Origin of the sequence: Micromonospora sp. NPDC048830 (assembly GCF_043198215.1) — a bacterium.
Lineage (GTDB): Bacteria > Actinomycetota > Actinomycetes > Mycobacteriales > Micromonosporaceae > Micromonospora.
The window spans coordinates 1-24,898 of record NZ_JBICUP010000052.1 but is presented as its reverse complement, the minus strand read 5'-3'; the positions used below and the strand labels follow the sequence as shown (position 1 = coordinate 24,898).

The 24,898-nt window shown below is 72.6% G+C and carries 19 protein-coding genes; 9 read left to right on the top strand and 10 right to left on the bottom strand.

The window, feature by feature from the left end; all coding sequences use genetic code 11:
• Positions 1 to 133 precede the first annotated feature (133 nt).
• Positions 134 to 2,719 (top strand): tetratricopeptide repeat protein, encoded by a 2,586-nt coding sequence (locus ACGFIZ_RS29600; RefSeq protein ID WP_393425066.1) that lies wholly within the window; start codon positions 134 to 136, stop codon positions 2,717 to 2,719.
• 29 nt (positions 2,720 to 2,748) lie between these two features.
• Here ACGFIZ_RS29600 and ACGFIZ_RS29595 read toward each other — a convergent pair whose 3' ends face one another.
• Positions 2,749 to 3,285: a DUF3995 domain-containing protein gene (locus tag ACGFIZ_RS29595; RefSeq protein WP_393425063.1), complete on the bottom strand. Its 537-nt coding sequence runs from the start codon at positions 3,283 to 3,285 to the stop codon at positions 2,749 to 2,751.
• Positions 3,272 to 3,403, bottom strand: a complete 132-nt coding sequence (locus ACGFIZ_RS29590; protein ID WP_393425060.1) for a hypothetical protein — start codon at positions 3,401 to 3,403, stop codon at positions 3,272 to 3,274. Before ACGFIZ_RS29590 ends, ACGFIZ_RS29595 begins: the two co-directional genes overlap by 14 nt.
• A gap of 190 nt (positions 3,404 to 3,593) precedes the next feature.
• On the opposite strand from ACGFIZ_RS29590, the gene ACGFIZ_RS29585 reads away from it, so the two are divergent.
• The 4 genes from ACGFIZ_RS29585 (at position 3,594) to ACGFIZ_RS29570 (ending at position 9,628) form a co-directional block, all read left to right on the top strand.
• Positions 3,594 to 4,469 (top strand): aminoglycoside phosphotransferase family protein, encoded by an 876-nt coding sequence (locus tag ACGFIZ_RS29585; RefSeq protein WP_393425058.1) that lies wholly within the window; start codon positions 3,594 to 3,596, stop codon positions 4,467 to 4,469.
• Positions 4,470 to 4,563: 94 nt separating this feature from the next.
• Complete coding sequence (locus ACGFIZ_RS29580) at positions 4,564 to 4,956, top strand: hypothetical protein (RefSeq protein WP_393425055.1); 393 nt, start codon at positions 4,564 to 4,566, stop codon at positions 4,954 to 4,956.
• A gap of 1 nt (position 4,957) precedes the next feature.
• Positions 4,958 to 7,396, top strand: coding sequence for a DUF4132 domain-containing protein (locus ACGFIZ_RS29575; protein WP_393425052.1), 2,439 nt, complete (start codon positions 4,958 to 4,960; stop codon positions 7,394 to 7,396).
• 213 nt (positions 7,397 to 7,609) lie between these two features.
• Complete coding sequence (locus tag ACGFIZ_RS29570; RefSeq protein ID WP_393425049.1) at positions 7,610 to 9,628, top strand: S8 family serine peptidase; 2,019 nt, start codon at positions 7,610 to 7,612, stop codon at positions 9,626 to 9,628.
• 75 nt (positions 9,629 to 9,703) lie between these two features.
• Here the strand turns inward: ACGFIZ_RS29570 and ACGFIZ_RS29565 are convergent, their stop codons facing one another.
• From ACGFIZ_RS29565 to ACGFIZ_RS29555, 3 genes are all read right to left on the bottom strand, one after another.
• Positions 9,704 to 12,883 (bottom strand): hypothetical protein, encoded by a 3,180-nt coding sequence (locus ACGFIZ_RS29565; RefSeq protein WP_393425046.1) that lies wholly within the window; start codon positions 12,881 to 12,883, stop codon positions 9,704 to 9,706.
• A 271-nt stretch (positions 12,884 to 13,154) separates the two neighbouring features.
• Positions 13,155 to 14,555 carry a rhodanese-like domain-containing protein gene (locus ACGFIZ_RS29560; RefSeq protein WP_393425043.1) on the bottom strand — a complete coding sequence of 467 codons (1,401 nt, stop codon included), beginning with the start codon at positions 14,553 to 14,555 and terminating at the stop codon, positions 13,155 to 13,157.
• A 196-nt stretch (positions 14,556 to 14,751) separates the two neighbouring features.
• Complete coding sequence (locus ACGFIZ_RS29555) at positions 14,752 to 16,857, bottom strand: prolyl oligopeptidase family protein (protein WP_393425040.1); 2,106 nt, start codon at positions 16,855 to 16,857, stop codon at positions 14,752 to 14,754.
• Positions 16,858 to 17,336: 479 nt separating this feature from the next.
• Here ACGFIZ_RS29555 and ACGFIZ_RS29550 point away from each other — a divergent pair, with 479 nt between their 5' ends.
• The 3 genes from ACGFIZ_RS29550 (at position 17,337) to ACGFIZ_RS29540 (ending at position 18,507) form a co-directional block, all read left to right on the top strand.
• Positions 17,337 to 17,774 (top strand): hypothetical protein, encoded by a 438-nt coding sequence (locus ACGFIZ_RS29550; protein WP_393425037.1) that lies wholly within the window; start codon positions 17,337 to 17,339, stop codon positions 17,772 to 17,774.
• 69 nt (positions 17,775 to 17,843) lie between these two features.
• Positions 17,844 to 18,248, top strand: a complete 405-nt coding sequence (locus ACGFIZ_RS29545) for a hypothetical protein (RefSeq protein WP_393425034.1) — start codon at positions 17,844 to 17,846, stop codon at positions 18,246 to 18,248.
• A gap of 127 nt (positions 18,249 to 18,375) precedes the next feature.
• Entirely contained in the window at positions 18,376 to 18,507 is a 132-nt protein-coding gene (locus ACGFIZ_RS29540) for a hypothetical protein (protein ID WP_393425031.1), read from the top strand.
• Between the two features lie 871 nt (positions 18,508 to 19,378).
• Here ACGFIZ_RS29540 and ACGFIZ_RS29535 read toward each other — a convergent pair.
• Together ACGFIZ_RS29535 and ACGFIZ_RS29530 are read right to left on the bottom strand one after the other, a co-directional pair.
• Positions 19,379 to 19,756 carry a nuclear transport factor 2 family protein gene (locus ACGFIZ_RS29535; RefSeq protein WP_393425028.1) on the bottom strand — a complete coding sequence of 126 codons (378 nt, stop codon included), beginning with the start codon at positions 19,754 to 19,756 and terminating at the stop codon, positions 19,379 to 19,381.
• Positions 19,757 to 19,768: 12 nt separating this feature from the next.
• Positions 19,769 to 19,963, bottom strand: a complete 195-nt coding sequence (locus tag ACGFIZ_RS29530; protein WP_393425025.1) for a hypothetical protein — start codon at positions 19,961 to 19,963, stop codon at positions 19,769 to 19,771.
• Between the two features lie 30 nt (positions 19,964 to 19,993).
• On the opposite strand from ACGFIZ_RS29530, the gene ACGFIZ_RS29525 reads away from it, so the two are divergent.
• Positions 19,994 to 20,524 carry a permease-like cell division protein FtsX gene (locus ACGFIZ_RS29525; RefSeq protein ID WP_393425022.1) on the top strand — a complete coding sequence of 177 codons (531 nt, stop codon included), beginning with the start codon at positions 19,994 to 19,996 and terminating at the stop codon, positions 20,522 to 20,524.
• Positions 20,525 to 20,625: 101 nt separating this feature from the next.
• Here the strand turns inward: ACGFIZ_RS29525 and ACGFIZ_RS29520 are convergent, their stop codons facing one another.
• The 3 genes from ACGFIZ_RS29520 to ACGFIZ_RS29510 all read right to left on the bottom strand — a co-directional run bounded on the left by ACGFIZ_RS29520 (position 20,626) and on the right by ACGFIZ_RS29510 (position 24,324).
• Positions 20,626 to 21,876 (bottom strand): family 16 glycosylhydrolase, encoded by a 1,251-nt coding sequence (locus ACGFIZ_RS29520; RefSeq protein ID WP_393425019.1) that lies wholly within the window; start codon positions 21,874 to 21,876, stop codon positions 20,626 to 20,628.
• 178 nt (positions 21,877 to 22,054) lie between these two features.
• Positions 22,055 to 23,089 (bottom strand): poly(3-hydroxybutyrate) depolymerase, encoded by a 1,035-nt coding sequence (locus ACGFIZ_RS29515; protein ID WP_393425016.1) that lies wholly within the window; start codon positions 23,087 to 23,089, stop codon positions 22,055 to 22,057.
• A gap of 194 nt (positions 23,090 to 23,283) precedes the next feature.
• Positions 23,284 to 24,324, bottom strand: coding sequence for a trypsin-like serine peptidase (locus ACGFIZ_RS29510; protein WP_393425013.1), 1,041 nt, complete (start codon positions 24,322 to 24,324; stop codon positions 23,284 to 23,286).
• Positions 24,325 to 24,898: the final 574 nt, after the last annotated feature.

Sequence of the window (24,898 nt, the reverse complement as noted above, 5' to 3'; positions counted from 1 at the left end):
GGACATCCGGCACCGCCGCCCGATGAGGCGCAGCGGGCGCCGTTGCGACTGAACACGACGCGGCGACCAGGGCGCCGCAAACCGACCGAATCCGAATGCCGCCGGGGACGGTCCGGTCGATAGCCTGGGGACCGTGCCTGCTCCGCCGAAATCGGCCGTCTTTCACCAGCCGCCCGATCCCGGGCAGGCCGCCACCCTCGACGACATCGTGGAGCAGCTGCGGCTGCTGAAGGTCTGGGCTGGGAATCCGTCCTACGAGGTCATCAAGGACCGGATCAACGCGGCGTGGGCCAGGACGGGCCGGCCCGCCGTCGAGTTGACCCGTAAGACCACCGTGGTGGACTGTTTCCGGCCCGGCCGTCGCCGGCTCAACACGGATCTGGTCGTCGCCATCGTCGAGGCGCTGCATCCCGACGTCGGCTACGTGAGCCAGTGGCGGCAGGCGCTGCGGATCATCGGCGGCGAAGCCACCGCCGCGTCCCAGGTACGCGTCCACGACCAACTCCCGCACGATCTCGCGGACTTCACCGGCCGTACCGGCGAACTCGATCGGCTACGCGCCGCACTCCGCCGCCGCATCTCCACCGGGATGGTCGGCGTTATCGAGGGAATGGCGGGGATCGGCAAGACCCGCCTGGCCGTCCGCGCCGCGCGGCTGCTCGCCGCGGAGCGGCCGTTCGACCACGTCCTGTTCGTCAACCTGCGGGGATTCCACCCGGATCCGGCCCAGCCTCCGGTCGACCCGGGCGCTGTCCTCGACGGCTTCCTGCGTCTGCTCGGCGTACCCGCGCACCAGATCCCGCACGCTCTGCCGGATCGCGCAGCCGCGTACCGCCGGCGGGTCGCCGGAACGCGGGCGCTGGTCGTCCTCGACGACGCCGCGGACGCCGATCAGGTCCGTCCACTGCTCGCCGAGGTTCCCGACTGCGTCACCCTGATCACCAGCCGGCGGCGCCTGGCGCCGCTGCCGCCCGGGGTTCGGCTGCGCCTGGACGTCTTCACCCCGGACGAGGCCGTCGCGTACCTCGCCGACGCCGTCCCCGGCACCCCGGCCGGCACGGACCCGCAGGCCACGGCCCGAATCGCCCGGCTGTGCGGCCACCTGCCCCTCGCTCTCGGCCTGGTCGCCGCCCACATCCGCAGCAGGCCCGGGTGGACGCTCACCGACCACGCCGACCGGCTCGCCGAGCGCCATCGGAACCGCCGCCTGGACACCGGCGTCGAGCTCGCGCTCGACCTGTCCTACCGCCGCCTGCCCAGCAGCCACCGCCGAACGCTGCGACTCATCGCGCTGCATCCCGGGCAAGACCTCGACTGGTACGCCGCCGCAGCGCTCGCCGACGTCAGCCTGCCCACGGCGCGGGCGCACCTGAACGAGCTGCACCGCGACCACGTGGTTCAGTCGGCCGCTCCGGGAAGGTACGCGTTGCACGACGTCCTTCGGGCATATGCCCTGAACCAGGCCGGGGACGAGGACCCGCCGCCGGTACGCCGCACCGCCCTGACCCGGCTGTTCGACTACTACCTGGGTACAGCCGCTGCCGCGATGGACGTCCTGCACCCGGCCGAAGCGCACCGCCGCCCCCGGATCAGCGCGCCGACCACCCCGGTGCCGGGCCTGCCCGACGCCGGGACTGCCCGGGCCTGGCTGGACGCCGAACGGGACACCCTCGTCGCGGTCGCCGTCCACACCACGGCCCAGGGCTGGCCCCACCATGCCATGCGGTTGTCGGCGACGCTGTTCCGCTACCTCAACGGCGGGTACTACTCCGAAGCCCTCATCGTGCACGGCCGCGCCCGCGACGCCGCCCGCGACCTGGCAGACGTGGCCGGGCAGGCGACCGCCCTGACCAACCTCGGCGCCGCGTGCGTGCAGACCGGACGGTTCGAGCAGGCCACCGACCACCTGGAACAGGCCCTGAAGCTGTATCGGCAGCTCGACGACGACACCGGGCAGGCGCGCGTCCTGACCAACCTGGGGGTCATCGAGGCGCGCCTGGGCCGCTACCGGCAGGCGGCCCGCCGCCACGACGCCGCGCTGGCCGGCTACCGGCAGGCCGGTGATCTCACCGGCGAAGCCCGCGCCCTGGGCAACCTCGGCTTCGCCGAGGCACGACTCGGTGACCACCTGAACGCCGCCGAACGATATGCGCAAGCCCGGGACCTGTGCCGGCGGACCGGGGACCGCACGGGCGAGGCGTCCATGCTGGGCAACCTCGGCGACGTGGAGCTGCAGCTCGAACGCTACGACGCCGCCCGCGAACACATCGAACAGGCCCGCAGCTTCTACCAGGAGCGCGGCGACCGTGACGGCGAGGCCTGGACGCTGACCAGCCTGGGCGTTCTCGAAACGCGCCTCGGCCGACCGGGGCCGGCCATCGATCATCATCGGCAGGCGCTGGAGGTCTTCCGCCGAGCCGGTGCCCGGGACGGCGAGACGTACGCGCTCAACGGCCTCGGCGAGGCAGCCGAGGCGTACGACTCGCTGGCCCACCACGGCGCCGCCCTGGACATCGCCGCCGAGATCGGCGCGGCCGACCAGCAGGCCCGAGCGCACGCCGGCCTCGGCCGCGCCTGGCACCGTCTCGGTGACGCCGACCAGGCCCGGCATCACTACGGTGCGGCGCTGGCGCTCTATGGTCAGCTCGGCATGCCGCAGGCCGAGGACATCCGGACCCAACTCGAAACCATTGCCGCGGAGGGGACAGCCTCGTCATGACGCCGCACTGCAGACGGCTTCCGCTAGCCTCATGGGCCTGGCCGTAGGTCGCCTGGCGTCGATACCCCTCGCCTGCCCAGCCGCCATCCGGCCACCGTCCAGCAGGCGCCCCAGAGCAGGAAGAACGGCGACCAGAGCAGCAGATCCCAGTGCGCCAGGGTGCGAGCCAGCGCGGCGTGCTCGCCCGGCGGCGGGCGAACCCCGGTCAGCAGCAGGGCATCGCCGACGAAGCCGAACCCGAGCACCCCGAGCGACCGGGCGATCATGAGGACCCCCAGCGTCCAGGCGACCGCGACCAGCAGCCGGCGCGGGACGGCCGTACCCCAGGGGCGGACGGTGGCCAGCGCGACGACGACCCCGACCACCGCGGCGGCGGCCAGCACCCAGTGGCTCGCCACGAACAGCGGATCACGCGCAAGCAGCCGTTCGCGCAGCTCCGGGGGCAGCGGATCCCTGTCGGCCAACGCATTGGCCCCCAGCGCCTGGGCGAGCTTCATCGATCCGTAGGCCGCGGCGCACGCCGCCGCCCCGTACGCGCCGACCCGCGCCCGATCAGGCCGCGACACGTCGTCTCGTCGCCTTCGCGTACGACTGGATCATCGCCAGGTGCAGCCCGATCACGACGATCCCGAGGACCGCGTGATACCACTGCCAGCCCACGCCGATGCCGACGAACCCGTCCACGATCATGATCAACGCGCCGGTGAGGCGCCTACCGCGCAGGAGGGAGCACCAGCCGTTCTCCTGGGAACGGGCGGAACTTCACCTCGGACTGATCGGCGCCGACCGTCAGCGTCCGGAGTGGCAGACTGCCTTCTCCGACGCCGGCCGAATATCGGTCGATAGGCGCCCACGGGGCAGGCAGACTCGGGCGGTGATCGAGATAACCCCCGACCTCGTGCACTCCCTGGTCTCCGAGCAGTTCCCGCAGTGGAGCCACCTGCCCGTAGCGCCGGTGGCCCGGCAGGGCTGGGACAACCGGACGTTCCGGCTCGGCGACGAGTTGACCGTACGCCTGCCGAGCGCCGAAGGGTACGTACCCGGCGTCGACAAGGAGGACCGGTGTCTGCGCGTACTGGCCGGTCACGTGCCGCTGCCGGTCCCGGAGCCGGTCGCGACCGGCCGCCCGGCCGCCGGCTACCCGTTCCCCTGGTCCATTCGGCGCTGGCTGCCCGGGGAGACCGTCGAGGCGGCCACGGACGTCGACCGGGCCGCGTTGGCACGGGATCTCGGCGCCTTCCTGACCGCGCTCCGACAGGCTCCCACCGAGGCGGGGCCAGCCTGCGGCCGTCATTCCTTCTTCCGCGGCTGCCACCCCAGCGTCTACAGCGACGACGTCGAGCAGTCCCTCGACCGGCTCCGGAACGTCGTCGATGTCGCGGCCTGCCGGGCGGTCTGGGCGCAGGCGCTCACCTCGGCCTGGCCGTCGGCGCCCGCGTGGTTCCACGGCGACGTCGCCGTCGGCAACCTGCTCACGACCGGCGGAAGACTGTCCGCGGTCATCGACTTCGGCACCTGCGGCGTCGGCGACCCCGCGTGCGACCTCGTCATGGCCTGGACGTACTTCGAAGGCGACGAGCGGAAGCTCTTCCGCGAAGCCGTGGGCCTGCCCGACGACGCGTGGCGCCGGGCCCGCGGATGGGCGTTGTGGAAGGCGCTGGTGACCATGGCGGGGCAGTCCAGTCCGGACCCCGAGGGCGTGCAGAGCCGGATCCTCGTCCAGGTGCTCGAGCACCGCATGGCGGACTGACCGGCCTGCCGGCCCCTGCGTCCGCGCCCGGAGTCTGTCGGAGGGGCCTGCCATCATGCTGCTCACCACACGGCGAGGAGCGGGACCGGACGGCATGGCAACGGTGATGATTCGGGACGAGACGGCGACGGGACGAGCCATCGACAGGTGGCCGCTGGCCGGCATGCCGGAGCGCATGTCCGCCCGGGAGCTGGTCCGGTTGCGGGTACGCGAGGAGGTCGCGCGGTTCAACGCGAGCCAGGCAGAGCACTTCCGGGGACTGGTGCAGCCGACCGATGCCGAGGCGACGTTGAACGGCTACCGAACTGCCCGCGGCAGGCGGCTCGACTGGGAGCGCCAGGCCGACGCCGCCTGCGCCGCCTTCGCCCGCAACGGCTTCGTCCTGCTGGTGGGCGACCACCAGGTCGAGGACCTGGACGAGGAGATCGACCTGCGGTCCGATCCCGAGCTGGCGTTCGTGCGGCTCGTGCCGCTGGTGGGCGGCTGACGTGGGCGGCTGGGCGGATCTGCTCCCGGCGCTCGGCGACGCCGACCGCCGGCAGGTGGAGGCCGGGCTCGACGAGGCCGACGCCCGGATCCGGGCGGTGCTGCGCAGGGCGGACGAATACCACTGGGTTCACTCGGTGACGAACGTGCCGGAGTGGGCGCCGGTCCGGTCCTGGCCGGCCGGGGAGCGCCGCCGCGCCGCCCTGGCCCTGCACCTGGAGGCCACCCGCGGCGGCGGTCAGGCGCTGGGCGACGCGGTGCGGGAGCTCGCCGAGGGGGACGTCCCGTGGCGGCGGGCCGACCTGCTCTGGTGCCTCGAGTCTGCCGGGCACGGCGGCGAGTGGACGGACTGGGTTCACCTGGAACTTCCGGCGGTGATCGCCAAACGCCTGCCGGCGGCGGAGTTGGTCGACCTGGCGCCGGCACTGGCCGCCCTGCTCAGGGAACTCGCCAACGACGACTTCCTGGCGGCGGGCGCACGGCGGCGGGCCCTGGGGCTGGTCGCGACGGCCCTCGACCGGGCCACCGGGAGCCGCGTGCCGTCCTGGCTGCTGCACGACGGCGACGGGTTCGGCCCGCGGGTCCGCGCCGATCTGGGCGGCGTCCTCGCCGCCCCCGGGGTGGCGGGCCTGTTGGGGCACTGCGCGTCGCTCGACCGGCCGGCGGCGCCGGCGCGGTGGCTGCGCCGGTTCGACGAGCATCTCGCGGCGGCAGGGGGCGGGGAGGCCGTCCGCGCGATCTGCGTGGCGTTCGTGGCACACGACGGCTGGGTGCACGACGACTCCGATCTTCTCCTGCGCGGGCTGGTGTGGGCGCTGTCCCGGGACGGCGACGATTCGGCGACGGACCTGCTGGCACGGGTCACGGCCGTCGCGGCGGCGGCACCGCGGGGTGCGGCAGGTCACCCCAACGCCCCGCGCACGGCCGTCGCGGCGACCGGCCTGCTGGCGAAGCGGGGCGGCGAGGCGCCGGTGCGGACCCTGGCGCGGCTGGCGGCGACGGTGCGGAACAGGGCGCTGAGCCGCAAGATCGAGGCCGCGCTGAGCACCATCGGGGCGGCCCGCGGGTGGTCGCCCGGCGAGGTGCTGGAGCTGGCGGTCGACGACCACGGTCTGGACGTCGACGGCCGGCTGCGCGTGCGGCTGGGCGCGTACGAGGCGACGGTCGAGGTGGCCGGCGAGAAGGCCCGGCTGACCTTCGCGCGCGACGGCGCGCCGCTGCGGGGCGTACCCGCCGGGGTGAAGCAGGCGCACGGCGGCGAACTGCGGCAGCTGCGCGACCTCGGCAAACGGGTCGGCGCGACGCTGGCGGCCGAGCGTCAGCGGGTGGAGGGGCTGCTGTCCGAGGAGCGCACGTGGGCGTACCCGGACTGGGTGTCCCGGTACCTGGACCACCCTGTCACCGGCGCGCACGGGCGGCGGCTGCTGTGGGAGACCGGCGACGACGGGCAGCGGTGGTCGGTCGGCCTGCCCCGGTGCGACGCCGACGGCTGGGCGCTGGTGGGCCGCGACGGTGGCGTGCTGCGCGGGGAGCGGGTCCGGCTGTGGCATCCCGTCCGCGCGGCCGTGGACGAGGTGCTGGCGTGGCGAACGCAGCTGCTCGCCGAGGGTGTGACGCAGCCGTTCAGGCAGGCGTTCCGGGAGGTCTACCTGCGCACGCCCGCCGAGGAGGCGACGGCCGCCTACTCCAACCGGTTCGCCGCGCACATCCTGCGCTACCGGCAGGCGAACGCGCTGATGCGCGCCCGGGGCTGGCAGGCCGACTACCTCGGCCCGTGGGACGGCGGGCGCGACAGCGAGGCCACCAGGGTGTTCGGCGGCGGCGCGTGGCGGGTGTCCTTCCACCACCAGCTCGCGCACACGGGGGACGATCCCGGCCACGAGGCGTTGTACTGCTTCACGGACCAGGTGCGGTTCGCCCGACGCGACGGCGCGACGTGGCAGCCGGCGCCGGTCGCCGAGGTGCCACCGCTGGTCTTCACCGAGGCCATGCGCGACGTGGATCTGTTCGTGGGGGTCACCTCGATCGCCACCGACCCGCAGTGGGCCGACCGCGGCGACGACCGGTTCGGCCGGTACTGGCGTAGCAGCGTCGGCGCCGCGCTGACCCCGTCGGCGCAGGTGCGCCGCGACGCGCTGGCCCGGCTGCTGCCCCGGCTGCGGATCGCCGACCGGGTCAGCCTGTCGGAGCGCCACCTGCACGTGCGGGGCAACCTCCGCGGGTACCGGATCCACCTCGGCTCGGGAAACATCATGATGGAGCCGGACGACGCGTACCTGTGCATCGTCGCGGCCCGCGACCGGACCCAGCGGCTGCACCTGCCGTTCGAGGACGATCCGATGCTGTCCACGATCCTGTCCAAGGCGATCATGCTCGCGGCCGACGACACGATCACCGACCCGACCGTGCTGCGGCAGCTCACCCGGCGGGCCGGCTCCTGACGACACCCCCGTCAGGGCGGCGCGGGCGGCGCGACAGACGAGCACGAACAGGATCTTCCTGGCCGATGGGGTGATCAAGGACCTCCTTACATAGATCGATCTACCTATTTTCCTTTGATCGACATGGCCATATCCTCACCCCGATCGACCCACGTCACCGATGCGGTGGTCAGCGCCCACGCGGGCCCAGCGTCGATCCGAGGAAGGATGAGGATGAGTCACCCGAACAGCACGGGCCGGCGCGGCAGGCTCGCCGCGCTCGCCATCGTCTCGGCGGCGGCCACCGTCGCCGTCATGGGCACCACCCCTGCCCAGGCCGCGCCCGCCACCGGCACCATCCGGCCGGCCGGTTCCGCCGACGTCGTCGCCGACAGCTACATCGTCGTGCTGAACGACACCGCGACCCTGCGCGGCCGGGGCGTCGCGGACACCGCCGCCGACCTCACCGCCCGCTACGGCGGCTCGGTGGGGCGCACGTACCAGCACGCGCTGCGCGGCTTCGAGGTGGCGCTGCCCCGCGCCGCCGCCGAGCGCCTGGCCGCGAACCCGGCTGTGGCGTACGTGCAGCAGAACGGCATCTACACCGTCAAGGGCACCCAGAGCCCGACCTCGTCGTGGGGCCTGGACCGGATCGACCAGCGCAACCTGCCGCTGAACAACTCGTACACCTACCCGGTGACGGGCAGCGGCGTGAAGGCGTACATCATCGACACCGGCATCCGGTTCGCCCACAGCGACTTCGGCGGGCGTGCGGTGACCGGGTACGACGCCGTCGACGGCGGCAGCGCCGACGACTGCCACGGGCACGGCACGCACGTCGCCGGCACGGTCGGCGGCTCGTCGTACGGCGTGGCCAAGGGCGTGCAGCTGGTCGGCGTCCGGGTGCTGAACTGCTCCGGCAGCGGCACCACCGCCCAGGTCGTCGGCGGCATCGACTGGGTCACCGGCAACCACACCGCCGGGCAGCCGGCCGTGGCGAACATGAGCCTCGGCGGCGGGGCGGACACCGCGATCGACAACGCGACGGTCAACTCGATCAACGACGGCATCACCTACGCCGTCGCCGCCGGCAACGAGAACACCAACGCCTGCAACTCCTCGCCGGCCCGGGTCGCCGCCGCGATCACGGTCGGTGCCACCCAGAACAACGACGCCCGCGCGTCGTACTCGAACTACGGCTCCTGCCTGGACATCTTCGGGCCGGGCACGAACATCACCTCGGCCTGGTACACCAGCGACACCGCCACCAACACCATCAGCGGCACGTCGATGGCGACCCCGCACGTGGCCGGTGCCGCCGCGCTGGTGCTGGCCCAGAACGCCTCCTACACCCCGCAGCAGGTGCGCGACTACCTGGTCAACAACTCCACGGCCAACGTGGTGACCAGCCCGGGCACCGGCTCGCCGAACAGGCTGCTGTACGTCGTCAACGGCACGGCGACGAACGACTTCTCCGTCTCGGTCTCCCCGGCCTCCGGCTCGACCACGCCGGGCGGCTCGGTCACCACGACGGTGAACACCACGACCACCTCCGGCAGCCCGCAGACGGTGAACCTCTCGGCCAGCGGCCTGCCCAGCGGCGCGAGCGCATCGTTCACCCCGTCGTCGGTGACCTCCGGCAGCTCGTCGAGCCTGCGGATCACCACGTCCGCGTCCACCCCGGCGGGGACCTACACCGTCACCGTCACCGGTACCGGCTCGGTGACCCGCACCGCGACGTACACCCTGGCGGTCGGCTCCGGCGGCTCGTGCGCCAGCCCCGGCCAGAAGATCACCAACCCGGGCTTCGAGTCCGGCACCACCGGCTGGACGCAGACCTCCGGGGTGATCGGTCAGCACGGCGCCAGCGGCCAGCCGCCGCGTAGCGGCACCTGGAACGCCTGGCTGAACGGGTACGGCACCAGCCACACCGACTACGTGTACCAGAACGTGACGCTGCCGGCGGGCTGCAGCACCTACACGTTCAGCTTCTGGCTGCACATCGACAGCGCCGAGAGCACCACGACCACCGCGTACGACACGCTGCGGGTGCAGGTGCTCAACACGTCCGGCACCGTGCTGGGCACCCTGGCCACCTACTCGAACCTGAACAAGGCTACGGGCTACAGCCAGAAGTCGTTCAGCCTGTCCTCGTACGCGGGGCAGACGATCCGGCTGCGCTGGTACGGCGTGGAGGACTCCTCGCTGCAGACCTCGTTCGTCGTCGACGACACCGCGCTCAACGTGTCCTGATCCGCGCTGACTGAACCGGCCACCGTCCGGTCCGAAGATGTTTCGGACCGGACGGTGGCCGCCTGGTGAACTGGCTCAGCTGACGGTCACGGAGACCGTCTTCGGCGGCTGTTGCAGCTGCCCGTAGTTGTCGACCGCCCTGATCACGACGGTGTAGGCCCCCGCCGGGACCACCGGTGACGTGTAGGCGAAGTTCGACCCCGGGGAGCCCGGGCTGGTGAGGAAGGTCGAGATCCACGGCGCGGTGCCCGCGACGAACGCGCCGGAGGCGTTCATCCCCTGGCCCGCGCCGTTGACGATCTGGACCTCCACCTTGGACATGCCGACGTCGTCCACGGCGCGCCCGCTGACCACGATCCTCGACTCGGTGTAGACGGCGCCCTCGGTCGGTACGAGGAGGCTCGGCTCCAGCCGCGGGTCGAGGTCACCCGGGTACACGAGGTACCGGGCGGTGGCGCCGGAGGTCGAGCCGTCCTGCTGACCGGCGGTGTCGACCGCCCACGCCTCGACGCTGTACTCGCCCTTGGTCGGCAGGTCGATCGGCAGGGTGAACGTCGTGCTCGTCGCGCCCGGCGAGGCGAGCGTGGCGTCCACCGTGGCGAAGCTGGCCGCCATGGTGCCGTTCGGCTGCACGTACCGGCCGGTGTCCAGGTCGCGCAGCGCCACCCGCACGCTCTGCACGCCCTTGTCGTCGGTCGCGGTGCCGGCCAGGTCGAGGTGCAGCGCCTCGACGTTCTGGTCGACGCCCGCGAAGCTCAACAGGCCGTTCGGGAAGGTGTCGCCGGGCACCTGGGCGGTGACGGTGAGCCGGCCCAGGTTGGCGGTCGTCGTGCTCAGGCCCAGGTTGTCGGTGGCCCGCACCCGGAAGTCGTACACGCCGGGCGTGAGCGGCGCGGTGGTGTAGGACCAGTTGTACGTCGCGGCGTCGAGGTTCGTCGGCGAGATCCGGTGGTAGGCCGGGATCGAGTCCACGCTCCACGTGCCGTCGGCGGCCAGCGCCTCGCGGGTGGTGTTGTTGCGCAGGTAGATCTCCACCGACTTCAGGGTGTCGTCGTCGCCTGCGGTGCCGGAGAAGGTGATCGGGCTGCCCGGCGCGACGGTGACCGGCGCGGCGGGGGTGGGCGGGGTCATCGGCACGGGCGTGCTGATGGCCACCGTGGGCGCGACACCGGTCGTCGAGACGATCCAGTCCCGGGAGTCGCCGCGCAGGTCGCTCTGACCGGCGATGTCGATGGCGGTGGCGGTCATCTTCCACTCGCCCTCGGTCGGCAGGGTCACCTCGAGCTGCCAGGTGGTCGAGAGCGCGCCGATGGCGTCCGGCTCGCCGCGGAGCGTGTTGTAGACCGGGGCGACCGTCCCGTCGTCCTGCAGGTACTGGTTGTCGGAGCGGCGGAACGCGTACGTCATCGCGCTGACGCCCTTGTCGTCGCTGGCGGTGCCGGTGGCGACGAAGGTGGTGGCGGCGACCAGACCCGTGGCCGGGGAGGTGATCCTCGTCGCCGGCGGCAGGTCGTCGAAGCTGAAGGTCTCGATCTTCTTGATGGCCTTCGTGGCGTCGGCCTCGCCGCTGCCACCGAACGTCTTCGCCTGGACCTGGTACTCGCCGACGGGCATCGACAGCGTCAGGGACCAGGCGGTCGAGGGCGCGTTCACCGTGGCGACCGTGGCGTTGATGCTGTTGGCGGCGCCCCACGTGGTGAGGTCGTCCTGCAGCCACTTGCGGGAGTTCCGGTCCTGGATCTCGATGCCGACCTTGGTGACGCCGGCCGGGGAGGTCGCCTGGCCGTCGAGCGTGAACGGCTCGTTGGCCTGCCTGACCGCGCCCTCGATGGGCGTGACGATCGTCGTGTCGACCGGCGAGGGCGCCGGCGCCCGGGAGAGGTCGAAGAACCCGACCCGCCCCACCGGCAGGCCGCCCTTGGTGTTGCCGTCACCGCCGACGAGGAGACCCCGCGGGGTGGCCAGCATGGCCTTCTCCCCCTCGTACGAGCTGGAGCCCGGGTTCCACTCCAGCGCCGTGCCCGTCGCCGGGTCGAGCGCGCCGATGTGGTCACGGCGGACCACCTGGTCCCCGAGGGCGTAGCCGCTCAGGCCCTGACCCGTGCCGTACCCGACGTTGTCCAGACCGGGCCAGGGGACGTTCGAGGTCGGCGACTCCTGCCAGCTGAAGTGGCCGCCGACGTACACGGCCGTCTCGGTGATGGCGACGGAGTAGACGCTGTCGAAGTGCCGGGACACCCAGATCGGCTCGACGTGGTCGTCGCCGGCCACCGGGAACGCCATCGCGGTGTCGTTGATCGGCGGACGGTCGCCGCCCGAGCCGCTGGTGACGACGAAGTAGGAGTCGTCGGGCGCGATGTCACCGGCGAAGACCCGCTGGATCCCGCCGACGAAGGAGAGGTTGTCCTCCCACAGGCGCGTGCGCCACGGCAGGAGGGTCTTGGCAGCGGTGTCGACGAGGCCGACGCCGTAGCGGTCCTGGCCGGCGATCTGCCGGCCGGTGTGCACGACCAGCAGCTTGCTGTCGTCGTGCGTCAACTTCAACTGCTGCACGGTGAGCATGCCGCCGACACCGATGCCGCCGGACAGCGGCAGGTTGAAGCCGCTGTCCACCGCCCCCGTGGCCGGGTTGAGCGCGGCCAGGGCGGGACGGTTCACACTGTTGATCTTCGTGAACTGGCCGCCCACGTACACCGCGGTGTTACTGACGGCCAGCGCGGTCCCGCGCCCGTTGCCCTGCGCCGTGAACCCCGCGACCGGAGCACCGGTGACCGGGTCGAGCCGGGCGACCTTGCGCTTCGTCAGGCCACCGACGGTGTTGAACGAGCCGGCGACGTAGAGCGCCGAGCCGTCCGGCGAGGCTTCGACGGCCTCGACGGATCCGTCGAACGTCGGCCGGAAGGTGCTGTCGACCCTGCCCGTGTCGATGTCGTACGACGCCAGCGACGGCTGCGCGAGCGGCGTCTCGCCGACGTTGGCGATCGACGTGAACGAGCCGGCGACGAAGACCCGGTTCCCGATCACCTCGATGTCCGTGATCTCGCCGTCGGTGATCCTCGGTACGTCGTTGCGCGGCGTGCCGGGAACCAGCCCGGTGTGCCCCGGGACGGCCCGGGCAGCGACCGTGACCGTACGGGTGGCGGCGCCGCCTGTTCTCGCGGCATCGTCGGCGGGCCTGCCCGCAGCCGCCGGTTGGCCCAGCAACACCACCGCCCCGGCGACCAGACCCGCGACGGCGCGGCTCCGAATGTGCATCGAGACAACCCCCTGTAAACGCCCGCATCGCGTCACCGGGTCGGCTCCCGGCAACGTTCACCCGCCGGCGTGCCGGAGATCACCGTAGGAGGGCCGTCCCTGTGTGGATAGTGGACTGCCAGAAACCGACTGATCGACAAGGGAAGCCCGTCCACGCGGCCGGCCGCGCCGGTCTTGGCATCCGGGCGCGCTCCGCCGATCGGGTCGGCGCGGGACCGCCCGGAGGGCCGTCCGAAAGGGATCGGGGGCGGCGACCGGGATCGGCCGGGCCTCAGTCGGTCCCGACCATGGCGACGCCCGCCGCGGCGGCCCGGCCCAACCGGTCGTCGATGACGACCACCTCACGGCCGGCGTTGGCCAGCAGCGACGCGGCGGCCGTGGCCCGGTAGCCGGAGCTGCAGTGCACCCACACCACGCCGGGCGGCACCTCGGCGAGCCGCGCCGGCAGGTCCGGCAGCGGAACGTGCACGGCGCCGTCGACGTGGCCGGCCTTCCACTCGTTGGGCAGCCGCACGTCGAGCACCACGTCGGCGGCGGGTAGCCCGGCCGGGGCGGCCCCGGCACGGGCCGCGGCCAGCGCCGGGAAGTCGGCCAGCCGCAGTTCGCGCCGCTGCGCGGGGTCCGCGGCCCACTCGTCGGCGCCGCCGGTGGCCTGGGCGGCGGGCCGGTCGATTCCGATGCGGACCAGTTCGCGCTGGGCGTCGGCCACCTGGTCCGGCGTCTCGGCGAGCAGGGTGACCGGGGTCCCCCAGTCGATCAGCCAGCCGAGCCACGTCGACATCGGCCCGTCCAGGCCGAGGCTGACCGTGCCGGCCAGGTGCGCGGCCGCGTACGCCTTGCGGTGCCGCAGGTCGACCACCCACTCCCCCGCGGCGATCCGCTCGCGCAACTGGCCGGCGTCGGCCCGGGTGACGGGGGTGAGGTCGACCGGCGCGGCTCCGGCGGCGTTCACCACGCCCACGTGCGCGTAGTACGCCGGGTACGCGTCCAGGCCGGCCAGCGTCCGCGTGACGAACTCGTCGGCGGCGAGCCGGAGCACCGGGTTGGCCTCCCGCTCCCGACCGATCGTCGACTTCGCCACGTCCGCCTGGCCGGCCGCGCAGAAGCTGCCGAACCCGTGGGTGGGCCACACCTGCGTGCCGTCGGGCAGCAGGTCGGCCAGCCGCCGCGCCGAGGCGTGCTGCCGCCGCGCCAGCTCGCGGGTGTGCCGCCGCCCGAGCAGGTCGGTGCGGCCGGTGCTGCCGAACAGCAGCGACCCGCCGGTGAACACGCCCAGCGGGGACCAGCCGTCGTCGCCGGCCTCGTCGAGGACGTACGACAGGTGGTGGAAGGTGTGTCCCGCCGTGGCGACCGCCCGCAGCCGCAGCGTGTCCCCGACGGGCACCTCGTCGCCGTCGGCCACCGGCGTCCGGTCGAAGCCGACCTCGTCGGCCGCCGCCACCAGGTACGCCGCGCCGCTGACCCGGGCCAGTTCGAGCCCACCGGAGACGTAGTCGTTGTGCAGGTGCGTCTCCACCACGTGCGTGACCCGGACCCCCCTGTCCCCGGCCAGGCGGAGGACCCGGTCGATGTCACGCTGAGGATCGACGACCACCGCCACGCGCCCGTCCGAGGCGAGGTAGCTGCGGTCCCCCAGCGAGGACGTCTCGATGACGGACACCTCGACTGCCACGACGCACTCCCTTCCACCTGGCCTGCCCCGACGACCGCTTCGTCCCCTCCTGCCGGGGTTACCCGCCCTCCCCGCGGCTAACCGGATCACGGCACCCAGCCCGGCGGGCCACCCGAGCGGCGTGCGGCCGGGCAGAGCGCCGTGGGGCGGCGACCCTGACCCGTCAGCGCGCGTCTCGTGGTGTCTCGTGCCCCGATCAGCGACGGGGGCTGGGGCGGATCGCCCGCCCCGCGTCGGCCGCGGGACGCGGGCGGGGCAGGGCCGGGTCGGCCCGTCCGGTCAGCGTGCGCCACAGGAACTCCAGCATCAGCGCCGAGACGAAGGCACGCTGCTCGTTGTTGGAGGCGCCACCGTGCCCGCCTTCGACGTTCTCGTAGTACGACACGTCGTGGCCGTGCTCGCGCAGCCGGGCCGCCAGCTTGCGCGCGTGCCCCGGGTGTACGCGGTCGTCGCGGGTCGAGGTGACGATCAGGGCCGGCGGGTACGGCCGCCCGCCGCGGACGTTGTGGTACGGCGAGTACTCCCGCAGGTAGGCCCAGTCGGCCTCGCGGTCGGGGTCGCCGTACTCGGCCATCCACGAGGCGCCGGCCAGCAGCCGATGGAACCGACGCATGTCCGTCAGCGGCACCCGGGCGACGACCGCCCCGAACAGCTCCGGACAGCGGGTCAGCATCACCGCCGTCAGCAGCCCGCCGTTGCTGCCGCCCATGATGCCCAGCCGCTCCGGCGTGGTGATCCCCCGGGTCACCAGGTCGGCCGCGACCGCCGCGAAGTCCTCGTACGCCCGGGGTCGGTTCTCCCGCAGAGCGGCGCGGTGCCACCTCGGGCCGTACTCGCCGCCGCCACGGATGTTCGCCACGGCGTACGTGCCGCCCCGGGCGAGCCACCCCCGACCGATGACCCCGTCGTAGTGCGGGAGCAGGCAGTGCTCGAACCCGCCGTACCCGGTCAGCAGCGTCGGCCCGCCGCCCGCCGCGGGATCCCCCACCACGAAGTACGGCACCCGCGTGCCGTCGGCGGAGGTGGCGAAGAACTGGCGTACGGCCAGGCCGTCCGCGTCGAAGAACGCGGGCTCCCGCTTGAGGGTCTCGACCGGGCCGCCGACCTGGCCGAGCCGTAGCGTGCCCGGCTGGAGGAACCCGTCCGAGGCGAGCAGGTACGCGTCGCCGTGGTCCGGGTCGGTGTCCAGGATCCGGCTGTGGTCGAACTCCGGCGTCCCCGCCAGCGGCTCCCGGCGCCAACCGGTCTCGCCCGGCGTCAGCACCTCCAGCCGGCTGCGCACGTCGGCGAGGGTGGCCAGGATCAGGTGATGGCGGGTCCAGGCGTGGTAGCTCAGCGCCGTGCGGTCGTCCGGGCGGAACAGCACCGTCAACTCCCGCGCGCCGGCGAGGAACGCGTCGAACCGGGCCGCCAGCAGAGCGCCCGCGGGATGGGTCACCCCGCCGACCGCCCACGGCGAGCGCAGGCGGACCAGCAGCCACTCCCGGCGTACGTCCCACCGGGCGTCCTCGGGCACCGCGATCCGGATCCGCTCGCCCGCCTCGGTCAGCAGGTGCTCCTCGGTGCGGAAGAAGTCCAGGCGGCGGCCGACGAAGTCGCGCCGGAACCCGGGCGTCGGGTCGTGCCAGGCGTACACCTCGACGTCGTCCGGCTGCCCCTCGTAGACGGTCTCGGCCTCGGACAGCGGCGTGCCCCGCCGCCACCGCTTGACGACGCGGGGATACCCGGAGGAGGTCAGCGAGCCGGGGCCGAAGTCGGTGCCGACGTAGACGTGGTCGGCGTCGATCCAGCGGACGTGGCTCTTCGCCTCGGGCAGCGTGAAACCGTCCCGGACGAAGGCGCGACGGGCCAGGTCGAACTCGCGCACCACCGCGGCGTCGGCGCCGCCGCGGGACAGGCTGATCAGGCAGCGCCCGTGGCCGGGGCGCAGCACGGTCACCGCCTGCCAGACCCAGTTCTCGCCCTCCTCGGCGGCCAGCGCGTCGACGTCGAGCAGCACGTCCCACTCCGGCTCGCGGCGGCGGTACTGGTCGAGCGTCGTCCGCCGCCACAGCCCGCGCGGGTGGGCCGCGTCGGTCCAGAAGTCGTAGTAGTGGCCGTCCCCGTACCAGCCCGGAACAGGAATGCGGTCGTCGGCGTCGAGCACCCGCCGGATCTCGGCCCGCAGGCCGGCGAACGCCTCGCCGCCGCTCAGCGCGACGACGGTCTCGGCGTTGCGCTCGCGCACCCAGCCGGCGGCGTCGGCGCCGTCGATGTCCTCCAGCCAGCGGTACGGGTCGTCGCCTCCGTTGAGTGTTGCCACCTGGCAACTATCCCCGACGGCCCGGCCACCGGAATCCCCGAACCGTGTCGGCTTGGCGACCCTCCGTACCGGCCTCCGCCGTTCCGACGGCCGACCGGCGGGCCCGGACGGCGGAGCACCCGGCCGGGGCGTACCGGCGCGGGGCGCCGGAGGCGTGGGCCTCCCTCGCAGGCCCCTCGCCGTCCTGTCGCAAACTCGACAACGGATTCGGCAGCTCACCGCCCACACCCGCCCCTTCAGCCGGCCACAGCGGCTTTGACCTGGGTATATGTTTGAACCATGCGGGCCGGCCCCGCAGCCTTGCCGGGCAGCTGCCGTGACGGGCAGCGGTCACGGCAGGACCGCTGCCGGTCGACGCCCGCACCGCATGGCGACAGAGGGGAGAGCGCCATGGGGATCAGGAAGCGGAGCCGTGACCGCGGGCGGGCCGCCGCCGGCCCGACGCGTCGCCTCCGGACGAGCGGGCCCGAACCACGACCATGACCACCGAGCAGGCGCCCGGCTCTCCGCAGTGGGCGCAGATCCTGATCTCCGCGCTCGGGCTGCTCGGCGGCGCCGGCGGCCTGAGCGTGCTCGCCACCGTCCTCCTGCAACGGCGCAAGCTGCGAGCGGACGCCGCCGGCGCGCTGACCGAGGTGGCGCTGACGCTGGTGCAGCCGCTGCGGTCCCGGGTGGCCGAACTGGAGGCCGAGGCCCTGGAGGTCAGGGAGCAGATGGCGGCGTCACAGCGCGAGATCCAACGCCTGCGCGCCACGGTCTGGGAGCTGACCCGGACACTCGAACGGTGGCGCGCCGCCATCATGGCACCGCACGCGACGGTGCAGCGGATCCGGCTCGCGGTCGCCGATGAGGACCGCCGCCCCCACCCCCCGCGCAACCCCACCGCCCAGCATCCCGACGACGACAGGACGGACTGAGGCCCGACGGACGAGCGCTCCTCCGCCGGGCGACCCCGCAGACCCCGACACCCCGCACCGGGAGGGACCATGAAGTCGTTCGCCACGAGGTACGGCAAGGCCATCGCGTCGGCCCTGTTCTTCGTCCTCACCGCCCTGTACGCCAAACTCTCCGGCGACAACCACCTCGACCCCGAGGAGTGGGTGGCCGTCGCGATCGCCGCCGTCAACGCCGTGGGCGTGTACCTGGTGCCGCTCGCCCCGGAGTACCCGTGGGCCAAGTCGGCCGTGGCCGCGCTGCTGGCCGTGCTCCAGGTCCTCGCCACGGTGGTCCTCGGCGGGCTCGACCCCGACGAGTGGATCCTGATCGTGCTGGCGGTGCTGCAGGGGCTGGGCGTGGCCGCCGCGCCGGCGGTGTCGGACAACGGGGTCGCCGGCGACTCCCTCGTCGGGGGCCCCCGCCTGCCCCGATCCCCCAGCCCCGGCCAGCCCTGACCGGCCGGCTCGCCGGCAGGCCGGATCGGCCGGCGCGGGTGCCGCCCGCGCCGGCCGGTCCGGGTGCGACGGTGCTCAGCACCAGCCGTTGATCGGGCCCGAACTGCCGGTCCACATGTAGGCGTCGGTGACCCAACTGCCGTCGGTCAGCCTGTTCCACAGCGAGGTGGTGCCCCACCGTCCGCTGTGCGTGGTGCCGTTGGCCGAGCAGGCGACCGTCACGGTGGCGCCGTCGGCGACCGAGCCGGCGATCGCGTAGCCCGTGCCGGGGCACCCGCTGGTCGCCGCCGGCGAGGTCGATGGAGCTCCACGGCGAGTCGCTGCCCGCCCAGCCGTGCCGGCCGCCGGTGAAGTACCACGACTGGCCCACGCCGTACGGCAGCCGCATGCCGGTGCGGTAGTCGCCGTTGGCGTACATGGGGCTGGGCGTGGTGAAGACGTCCCGCTCCTGCTGCGACACCACGGTGGACGGGGCGGCCTCGGCGAGACCGGCGAAGGCTGCCTCGCCGTCGAAGGCGACCCGCCAGCCGGCACGCTCGCGGTGGGCGACGAACACCCAGCCGGCCGGGTACATGCCCTCCTCGTGCGGGGCGACGATGACGGCCGTACCGAAGGCCCACTGCTGGCCGTCCCGCCGGGTGATCGTGACACGGGTGTCGTCCGCCCCGGCGACCCGCAGCCGCGTGTCGGCGGCGTTCGCCGCCTGGTCGAGCAGCTTGGCGGTCACCGCCGCCGTGACGCCACCGGCGGAGGGCGCCGGGGCGGGGCCCCGCTCGGCGCCGCGACGGCGGTGGCGGGAACGGCCAGGACGAACGCCGCGGCCAGCGCCACGACGCAGGCCCGTCCGCGGGAATGACTCGTGGACACAGCCACCTCCAAAGGATAGATGATTATCCATAACAGGTGACGCAGCACCGTATCCGTAACGTCGACGTTTGTCCATGCGCTACCAGGCAGGTCGGACGGTACCCTCTCCGCCGCTACGGCGGCTCACCAGTCGCGGTGGTGGCACGCGCCGGCAGAGGCGGGCCCGGCCCAGGTCGTCGTCGCGGACCGACAGATCCGCCACCACGGCGAAGTGGTCGCTGGCCCATCCGGCCGAGCGACCGGAGACCCCGTTCAGAACCCGGTCAGGCCGGGCTGATGTGCGCCGCGAGGACGCGCCAGCCGCGCTCGCCGTCGTGGACCCACGTGCGCGTGTACCGCAGCCTCGCCGCGAACGACGAGCCGCCGAACGTTCCCTTCACCTCAGCCAGCAGGAACGTCGCCCCGGTCGTCCCCTCGGCGACCAGCGCCAGGTCCTCCTCGGCGAGGCTGTCGACGACCGACGTCCCGCTACGGTAGGCGTCCAGGTCGTCCCGCTTGGTGTACCGGGCACCGTCGGGGCCGATCGCGATCAGGTGGTCGTCGAGCAGGCGGTCGAGCGCCGCCACGTCCCCGGCCCGCTGCGCGGCCTGCAGGTGACACTCGGCGACGAGCAGTTCGGCCTCGAGTTCGCTGTCCGGCATCCCGCCTCCTGGTCACGCGCCGTACCCAGTCTGTCGCGTCGCCGTCTTCGGCGCTGTCACATCGCGCCGGTTCACCCGGCAGGACCGCCGCCGGGTCGGCAACGTCAGCTCACCGGGCACGCTCCGGATGGCGTTGATGGTGGCGGTGATCGCCCCACAGCGCTCGTGGCCCAGGACGACGATCAGCGGGCTGCCGAACTCCTCCACCGCGAACGGTCGATGCCGAGCGTCGAGGGGGTGACACTCGAAACCCGCGATCAGGCGTACGAGCACCAGAAGGAGGCGCTGAAGGAGGATCCGGACCTGCTGGCGGAGCTGAAGCCGGAGTCCATGCCGGAGTCGTTCCGCGCCACTGTCACCGACGCCTCGATCGCCGAGGCGATCGAGTTGGTGATGGCTGGGGTGGACGGCGTCGCGGACGTGGCGCTCAGCAGCCCGGAGATGGACCCCCTACCGTCGCGGCTCGGGGTCGTCGTCCGGCTGAAGCCGACGGTGACCGGCGAGCAGCGGGCCGCCGTGGAGGAGGCCGTGCGGGCACTGCCACAGGCCGGGTCGGTCGCGTTCGAGGACCGCGACGCCGCGTACGAGCGGCTGCGCAAGCAGTGCCAGGGCAAGGGTGAACTGGCCGCGGAGCTGGACCCCCAGCTGACGCGGGCGTCGCTGCGGTTCCAGGTCCCCCTGGACCGCAAGGTGGGCCTGAACCCGCCCGGACTTCTGAAACTCGACGGCGTCGACACTGTGCGGCTGGTGCCGGTGGCGATGCTGTAGGTCGCTCGCTCCGGAGTCCGTGGCAGGGCCGAGGCAGGCCGCTCGCTGCGGTCGGCCTCGGCCCTGCCACGGTGGGCTGGCCCGGTGACACGCGGCAGCGGTCAGTAGCGGGACCATTTCTGGTTCGCGCCGCCCGTGCAGTCCCACAACTGGAGCTTGCCGCCGTTGGTGGCAACCCAGTCGCGTACGTCGACGCACCGGTTGGCGTTGAGGTTCACCAGGTCACCCGCGGCGTTGAGGGTGAAGCGCTGCGCCGGGTTGCCGTTGCAGGTGACGAGGTTGACCTCCGTGCCGTTGGCGGTTCCGGCCCAGGCCGGATCCATGCACTTGCCCATCGCCCGGATCGTGCCGTCGGAGGCGAACGTCCACGCCTGCGCGGCGGTGGTGTTGCAGTCCCAGATCTGCAGCTTCGCGCCGTCGACGGGGTCCGCGCCGGGGATGTCGATGCAGCGGCCACTGTGCGCTCCCCGCAGCCGGGTCGTGGTGCCCGGGTCGCCGGAGGTGTAGCCGGAGACCCGGACGTAGTCGACCAGCATCTGCTGCGGGAACTGGGTGGTGGCGTCGGGGTAGCCGGGCCAGTAGCCGCCGACGGCCACGTTGAGGATCATGAAGAACGGGTGGTCGAACACCCACCGGTTGCCGCCGAGCCGGCCCGGATCCACGCGGAAGTACTCGACGCCGTCGAGGAACCAGATGATCGAGTTCGGCTCCCAGTCCACCCGGTAGGTGTGGAAGCCGTCCGCGAGCGGGGCGCCGATCGTACGGCTGCCGCCGATGCCGCCCGCGCCGGAGTAGCCCGGGCCGTGGATGGTGCCGTGGACGGTGTTCGGCTCGCGGCCGATGTTCTCCATGATGTCGATCTCACCCGAGTTGGGCCAGCCGACGCTGCCGATGTCGTTGCCGAGCATCCAGAACGCCGGCCAGATGCCCTGCCCGCGGGGGATCTTGATGCGGGCCTCGAAGCGACCGTACGCCTGGGTGAACGTCGCGGCCGTCAACAGCCGCGCCGAGGTGTACTCGCACCGGCCGTAGTGGCACTGGTAGCTGTTCGGGTTCTCCCGGCGCGCCGTGATGACCAGGTTGCCCTGGCCGTCGTGCACGGCGTTGCTCGTGCTGTTGGTGTAGTACTGCAACTCGTTGTTGCCCCAGCCGTGGCCGCCGATGTCGAACCGCCACCTGCCCTGGTCCACGGGCGTGCCGGCGGGCGCGTTGAACTCGTCCCGCCAGGTGATGCCGCCGATCGCCGCCTGGGCCGGCTCGGCCCGCCCGGGCCCGACCAGGGCGACGGTGAGGGTGACCAGCGTGATCGCGGCCAGGGCGAGCGCACGGCGGAGGGGTCTTGTTCCGTTCATCGGGGTCTCCTTGCGCGAGGGGTGGGGCGGCGCCGGGCCGGCCATCGACGCAGAGAGCGCTCTCTTAGCGAAGTGTGTCGATATTACGAGAATCTGTCAAGACTGTTACCAGTTCACCCCATGCACGTCGGGGCGCCGGCGGCCGAACCGCCGGCACCCCGACCCGGGACCGGGCGGGTCAGCCGTCCAGCCGCCGGACCATGTTCATGATCGTCTCCACCTGCGCGCCGCCCTTGATCGGGTAGTTGGTCGCACCGAGGTAGCCCCACCAGTCCCAGCACCCGTTCGGGTTCACACCGGACGAGATGGCCTGCGGGTAGAGCACGATCAGGTTGTTGGTGTCGGCGTACTGGTTGAGGTTGGCCCGGTCGACGAAGGCCGTGCCGATCCTCGCGTACCCCTGGGCGCAGCCGTGCAGCGCGACCAGCAGCCGGCACGACTGCCCGGCGGCGCAGGCCGACGGCACGTACGCGAAGCCGCTGGCGTCCATGCTCAGGCCGTTGGCGAAGCCGTTCACCGCGAACGCGTTCTGGCTGAACCTGATCAGCGTGCCGCCGAGCGGGCCGGTGTTGGGCGCCCGCACGCTGCCGAGCAGCTTGCCCAGGAACGCCCCCTGCGGGTCGGTGCCGCAGTCGTTGAGGAACGGCGACGCGGTCGCGGTGCAGCCGGCCGTGCCGTACGGCGTTACCCAGGCGTGGCCGGCGGAGCCGGCGCTGTCGTACCGGACGCTGGCGCCGAAGCGCTGGTAGTAGGTGACCAGGTCGTCGGTGACCGACTTCTTCACGACGGTGTCGCTGTTGCCGTGGTAAACGTACACGGGCTGGCCGGACAGGTTGCCGACGCCGTCGATCCAGCCGTACGACGCCCAGGTGCGGGTGTATGCCTCCAGGTTCGACACGTACGTCGGGTAGATGTTGTCGCCGCAGGCGTACAGCGCCTGGCTGACGGTGTTCTGCGCGCAGTAGTACGGCCCGGCGGCGAAGATCGCCGCACCCCGGATCCGCGCGGAGTAGGCGACCTGGAGCTGGGTCGCCATGTAGCCGCCGGAGGAGACCCCGGCGACGTGGACGCTGGACACGTTGTACGTGCCGAGCGATCCGGAGACCGGCGTCTTCGTGTACGGCGTGCCGGCGGCGTGGGCCGCGGCGCCCGACGACACGACCACCGCCAGCGCCACCGCGACGGCGGCGACGGCTCTCGACAGTGCCCGCATGGCATCCTCCCGTCCACGTCGGCGACCGCGCCGACGTGCGACGACGTTACCGTGACATAGACCACAGCAGATATCCGTGGGATCGACACCTACGGCGTCGCCGGCGTGGCGGCGGCAACCACCCCGACCGGCGCGGGCGCCGCGCGACACCGGCGGGCGGCCGAGCCGGGCTCGGCGCCCGCCGGTGTCGGTCGTCAGCTGGAGATGTTCCGTACGGCGTTGTACAGGCTCGCCACCTGGTTGCCGTAGTACGGCGAGAACATGTACTGCGGGAGGGTGTTGTACTTGAAGTCGCTGTGCCCGTTTATCTGACCCCAGCTGCCGTCGAAATTGATCAACCAGGGGCCGCCGGACGAGGTACCGGTCATGGAGTTGACCATGTAGATGGTGCCGCCCCCACCGTCGTACGTAGGGCCGTTCTCAGCGACGAGCCTCCCGGCGCCGTCGTAGCCGAAGGCGTACACGTACTGGCCGATCGGGTAGTTCCAGGCGATCCCCTGGCCGCCCAGGTAGTCGCAGATCCGCCAGCCGTTGACGCGGCCGAGCACGGCCGACCCGACGTCGTTGGCGAAGTCGCTGTTGTTGTTGAAGAAGGCGTTGGTGGCCCAGAGCTGCGTGGCGTACCAGATGCCGTAGGGGGCCGAGCCGCTGCTGTAGTTCGGGACGAAGGCCCAGTTCGTGGCCCACGCCCCGCCGCCGGTCAGGCAGTGCGCCGCGGTCCACACCGAGGACTTCCCCTCGGTGTTCACGATGGTCGCCACGCACGTGTAGTTGCCACCGTTGAGCGTGAAGAACACCCTCCCGATGGTGCGGGCGACCGGATGCCCGACCGGATAGTTGGGGTAGTAGAGCGTGGGCGAGGCGCCCGCAGGGCCGGCGGCCCTGGGCTCGTCCGCCGGCGCGGCGGGGGCGATCGCGCCGGCCGGCCCCTGCGGCCGGGTGACGCCCTGCGCGGGCTGCCGAGCCGCGCGCGCCGCCCGCACCGCGGGAATCTCACTCTCGGGCCTGGCCGCCCGCATCCGGGCCGGCGTCCAGTACTCCGCCAGGGCCCGCTGTCGGGCCTCGGCGCCGGCGCCGGTCACGGTACGGGCGACCTCGGGGCTGAGCTCGGCCACGCCACTCACGGCCGAGCCGTTGCCCGGCGCGGGCCCGGCGTGCACCGCGTTCGGGGCAGCGAGGGTGACCAGCGCGGCCATCGCCACAACGGCCAGACCGCGTGGCAGTTTTCGGGGCATGTTCCCACCTCCCTGAAGGGGACAGGGAACAAAACTACGTCCCGCCCGTGTCGAGATTTCACCAACACCAGACGCGAATCACATGAAGAAAGACGTAACTAAATATCTATACATTGGCCTTCGCACCCTAGTCACGGTAAACCACGACAATCGCCGACGACCCGCTCTCCGGGCAGACAAATGCCACCCCACCTGCCCAGGGACCTCGAATCAGCACCACGGCAATCCCGCAGGGCGACTGGCCCACGCTTGACAAACCGGCAATTCCCAAGTGCCGGCGAGCGGATTTTCCGCGGTCGGGAATCCAGGCGGACCAGATTTGCGCAACGGATCGGCCTCCGCAACACCGAAAGCCGATGCCACGCGATCCGCCACCGCCCGACGGGCACTCGGCCACCCCAACCCGCGCCAACTCCGGAGAGCCAGCACCCCCGGTCGGGGCAGGCGCCCGTACCATTCGGTGCGATCGACGACCGGGAGTTAACGATCCCCACGGATAAATCCGGGGGATTTTCCTCCGGGGCCAGGCCCTGGATTCCCAGCTCGGACCGCACCTGATCCACCGTCCCGGAAG

Bases quoted from the DNA above. Each gene is read 5' to 3' on its own strand.
- ACGFIZ_RS29545 (WP_393425034.1), top strand. From the start codon at position 17,844: ATGAAGTCGTTCGCCACGAGGTACGGCAAGGCCATCGCGTCGGCCCTG.
- ACGFIZ_RS29580 (WP_393425055.1), top strand. From the start codon at position 4,564: ATGGCAACGGTGATGATTCGGGACGAGACGGCGACGGGACGAGCCATC.
- ACGFIZ_RS29515 (WP_393425016.1), bottom strand. From the start codon at position 23,089: ATGCGGGCACTGTCGAGAGCCGTCGCCGCCGTCGCGGTGGCGCTGGCG.
- ACGFIZ_RS29570 (WP_393425049.1), top strand. From the start codon at position 7,610: ATGAGTCACCCGAACAGCACGGGCCGGCGCGGCAGGCTCGCCGCGCTC.
- ACGFIZ_RS29565 (WP_393425046.1), bottom strand. From the start codon at position 12,883: ATGCACATTCGGAGCCGCGCCGTCGCGGGTCTGGTCGCCGGGGCGGTG.
- ACGFIZ_RS29535 (WP_393425028.1), bottom strand. From the start codon at position 19,756: ATGCCGGACAGCGAACTCGAGGCCGAACTGCTCGTCGCCGAGTGTCAC.
- ACGFIZ_RS29520 (WP_393425019.1), bottom strand. From the start codon at position 21,876: ATGAACGGAACAAGACCCCTCCGCCGTGCGCTCGCCCTGGCCGCGATC.
- ACGFIZ_RS29550 (WP_393425037.1), top strand. From the start codon at position 17,337: ATGACCACCGAGCAGGCGCCCGGCTCTCCGCAGTGGGCGCAGATCCTG.
- ACGFIZ_RS29510 (WP_393425013.1), bottom strand. From the start codon at position 24,324: ATGCCCCGAAAACTGCCACGCGGTCTGGCCGTTGTGGCGATGGCCGCG.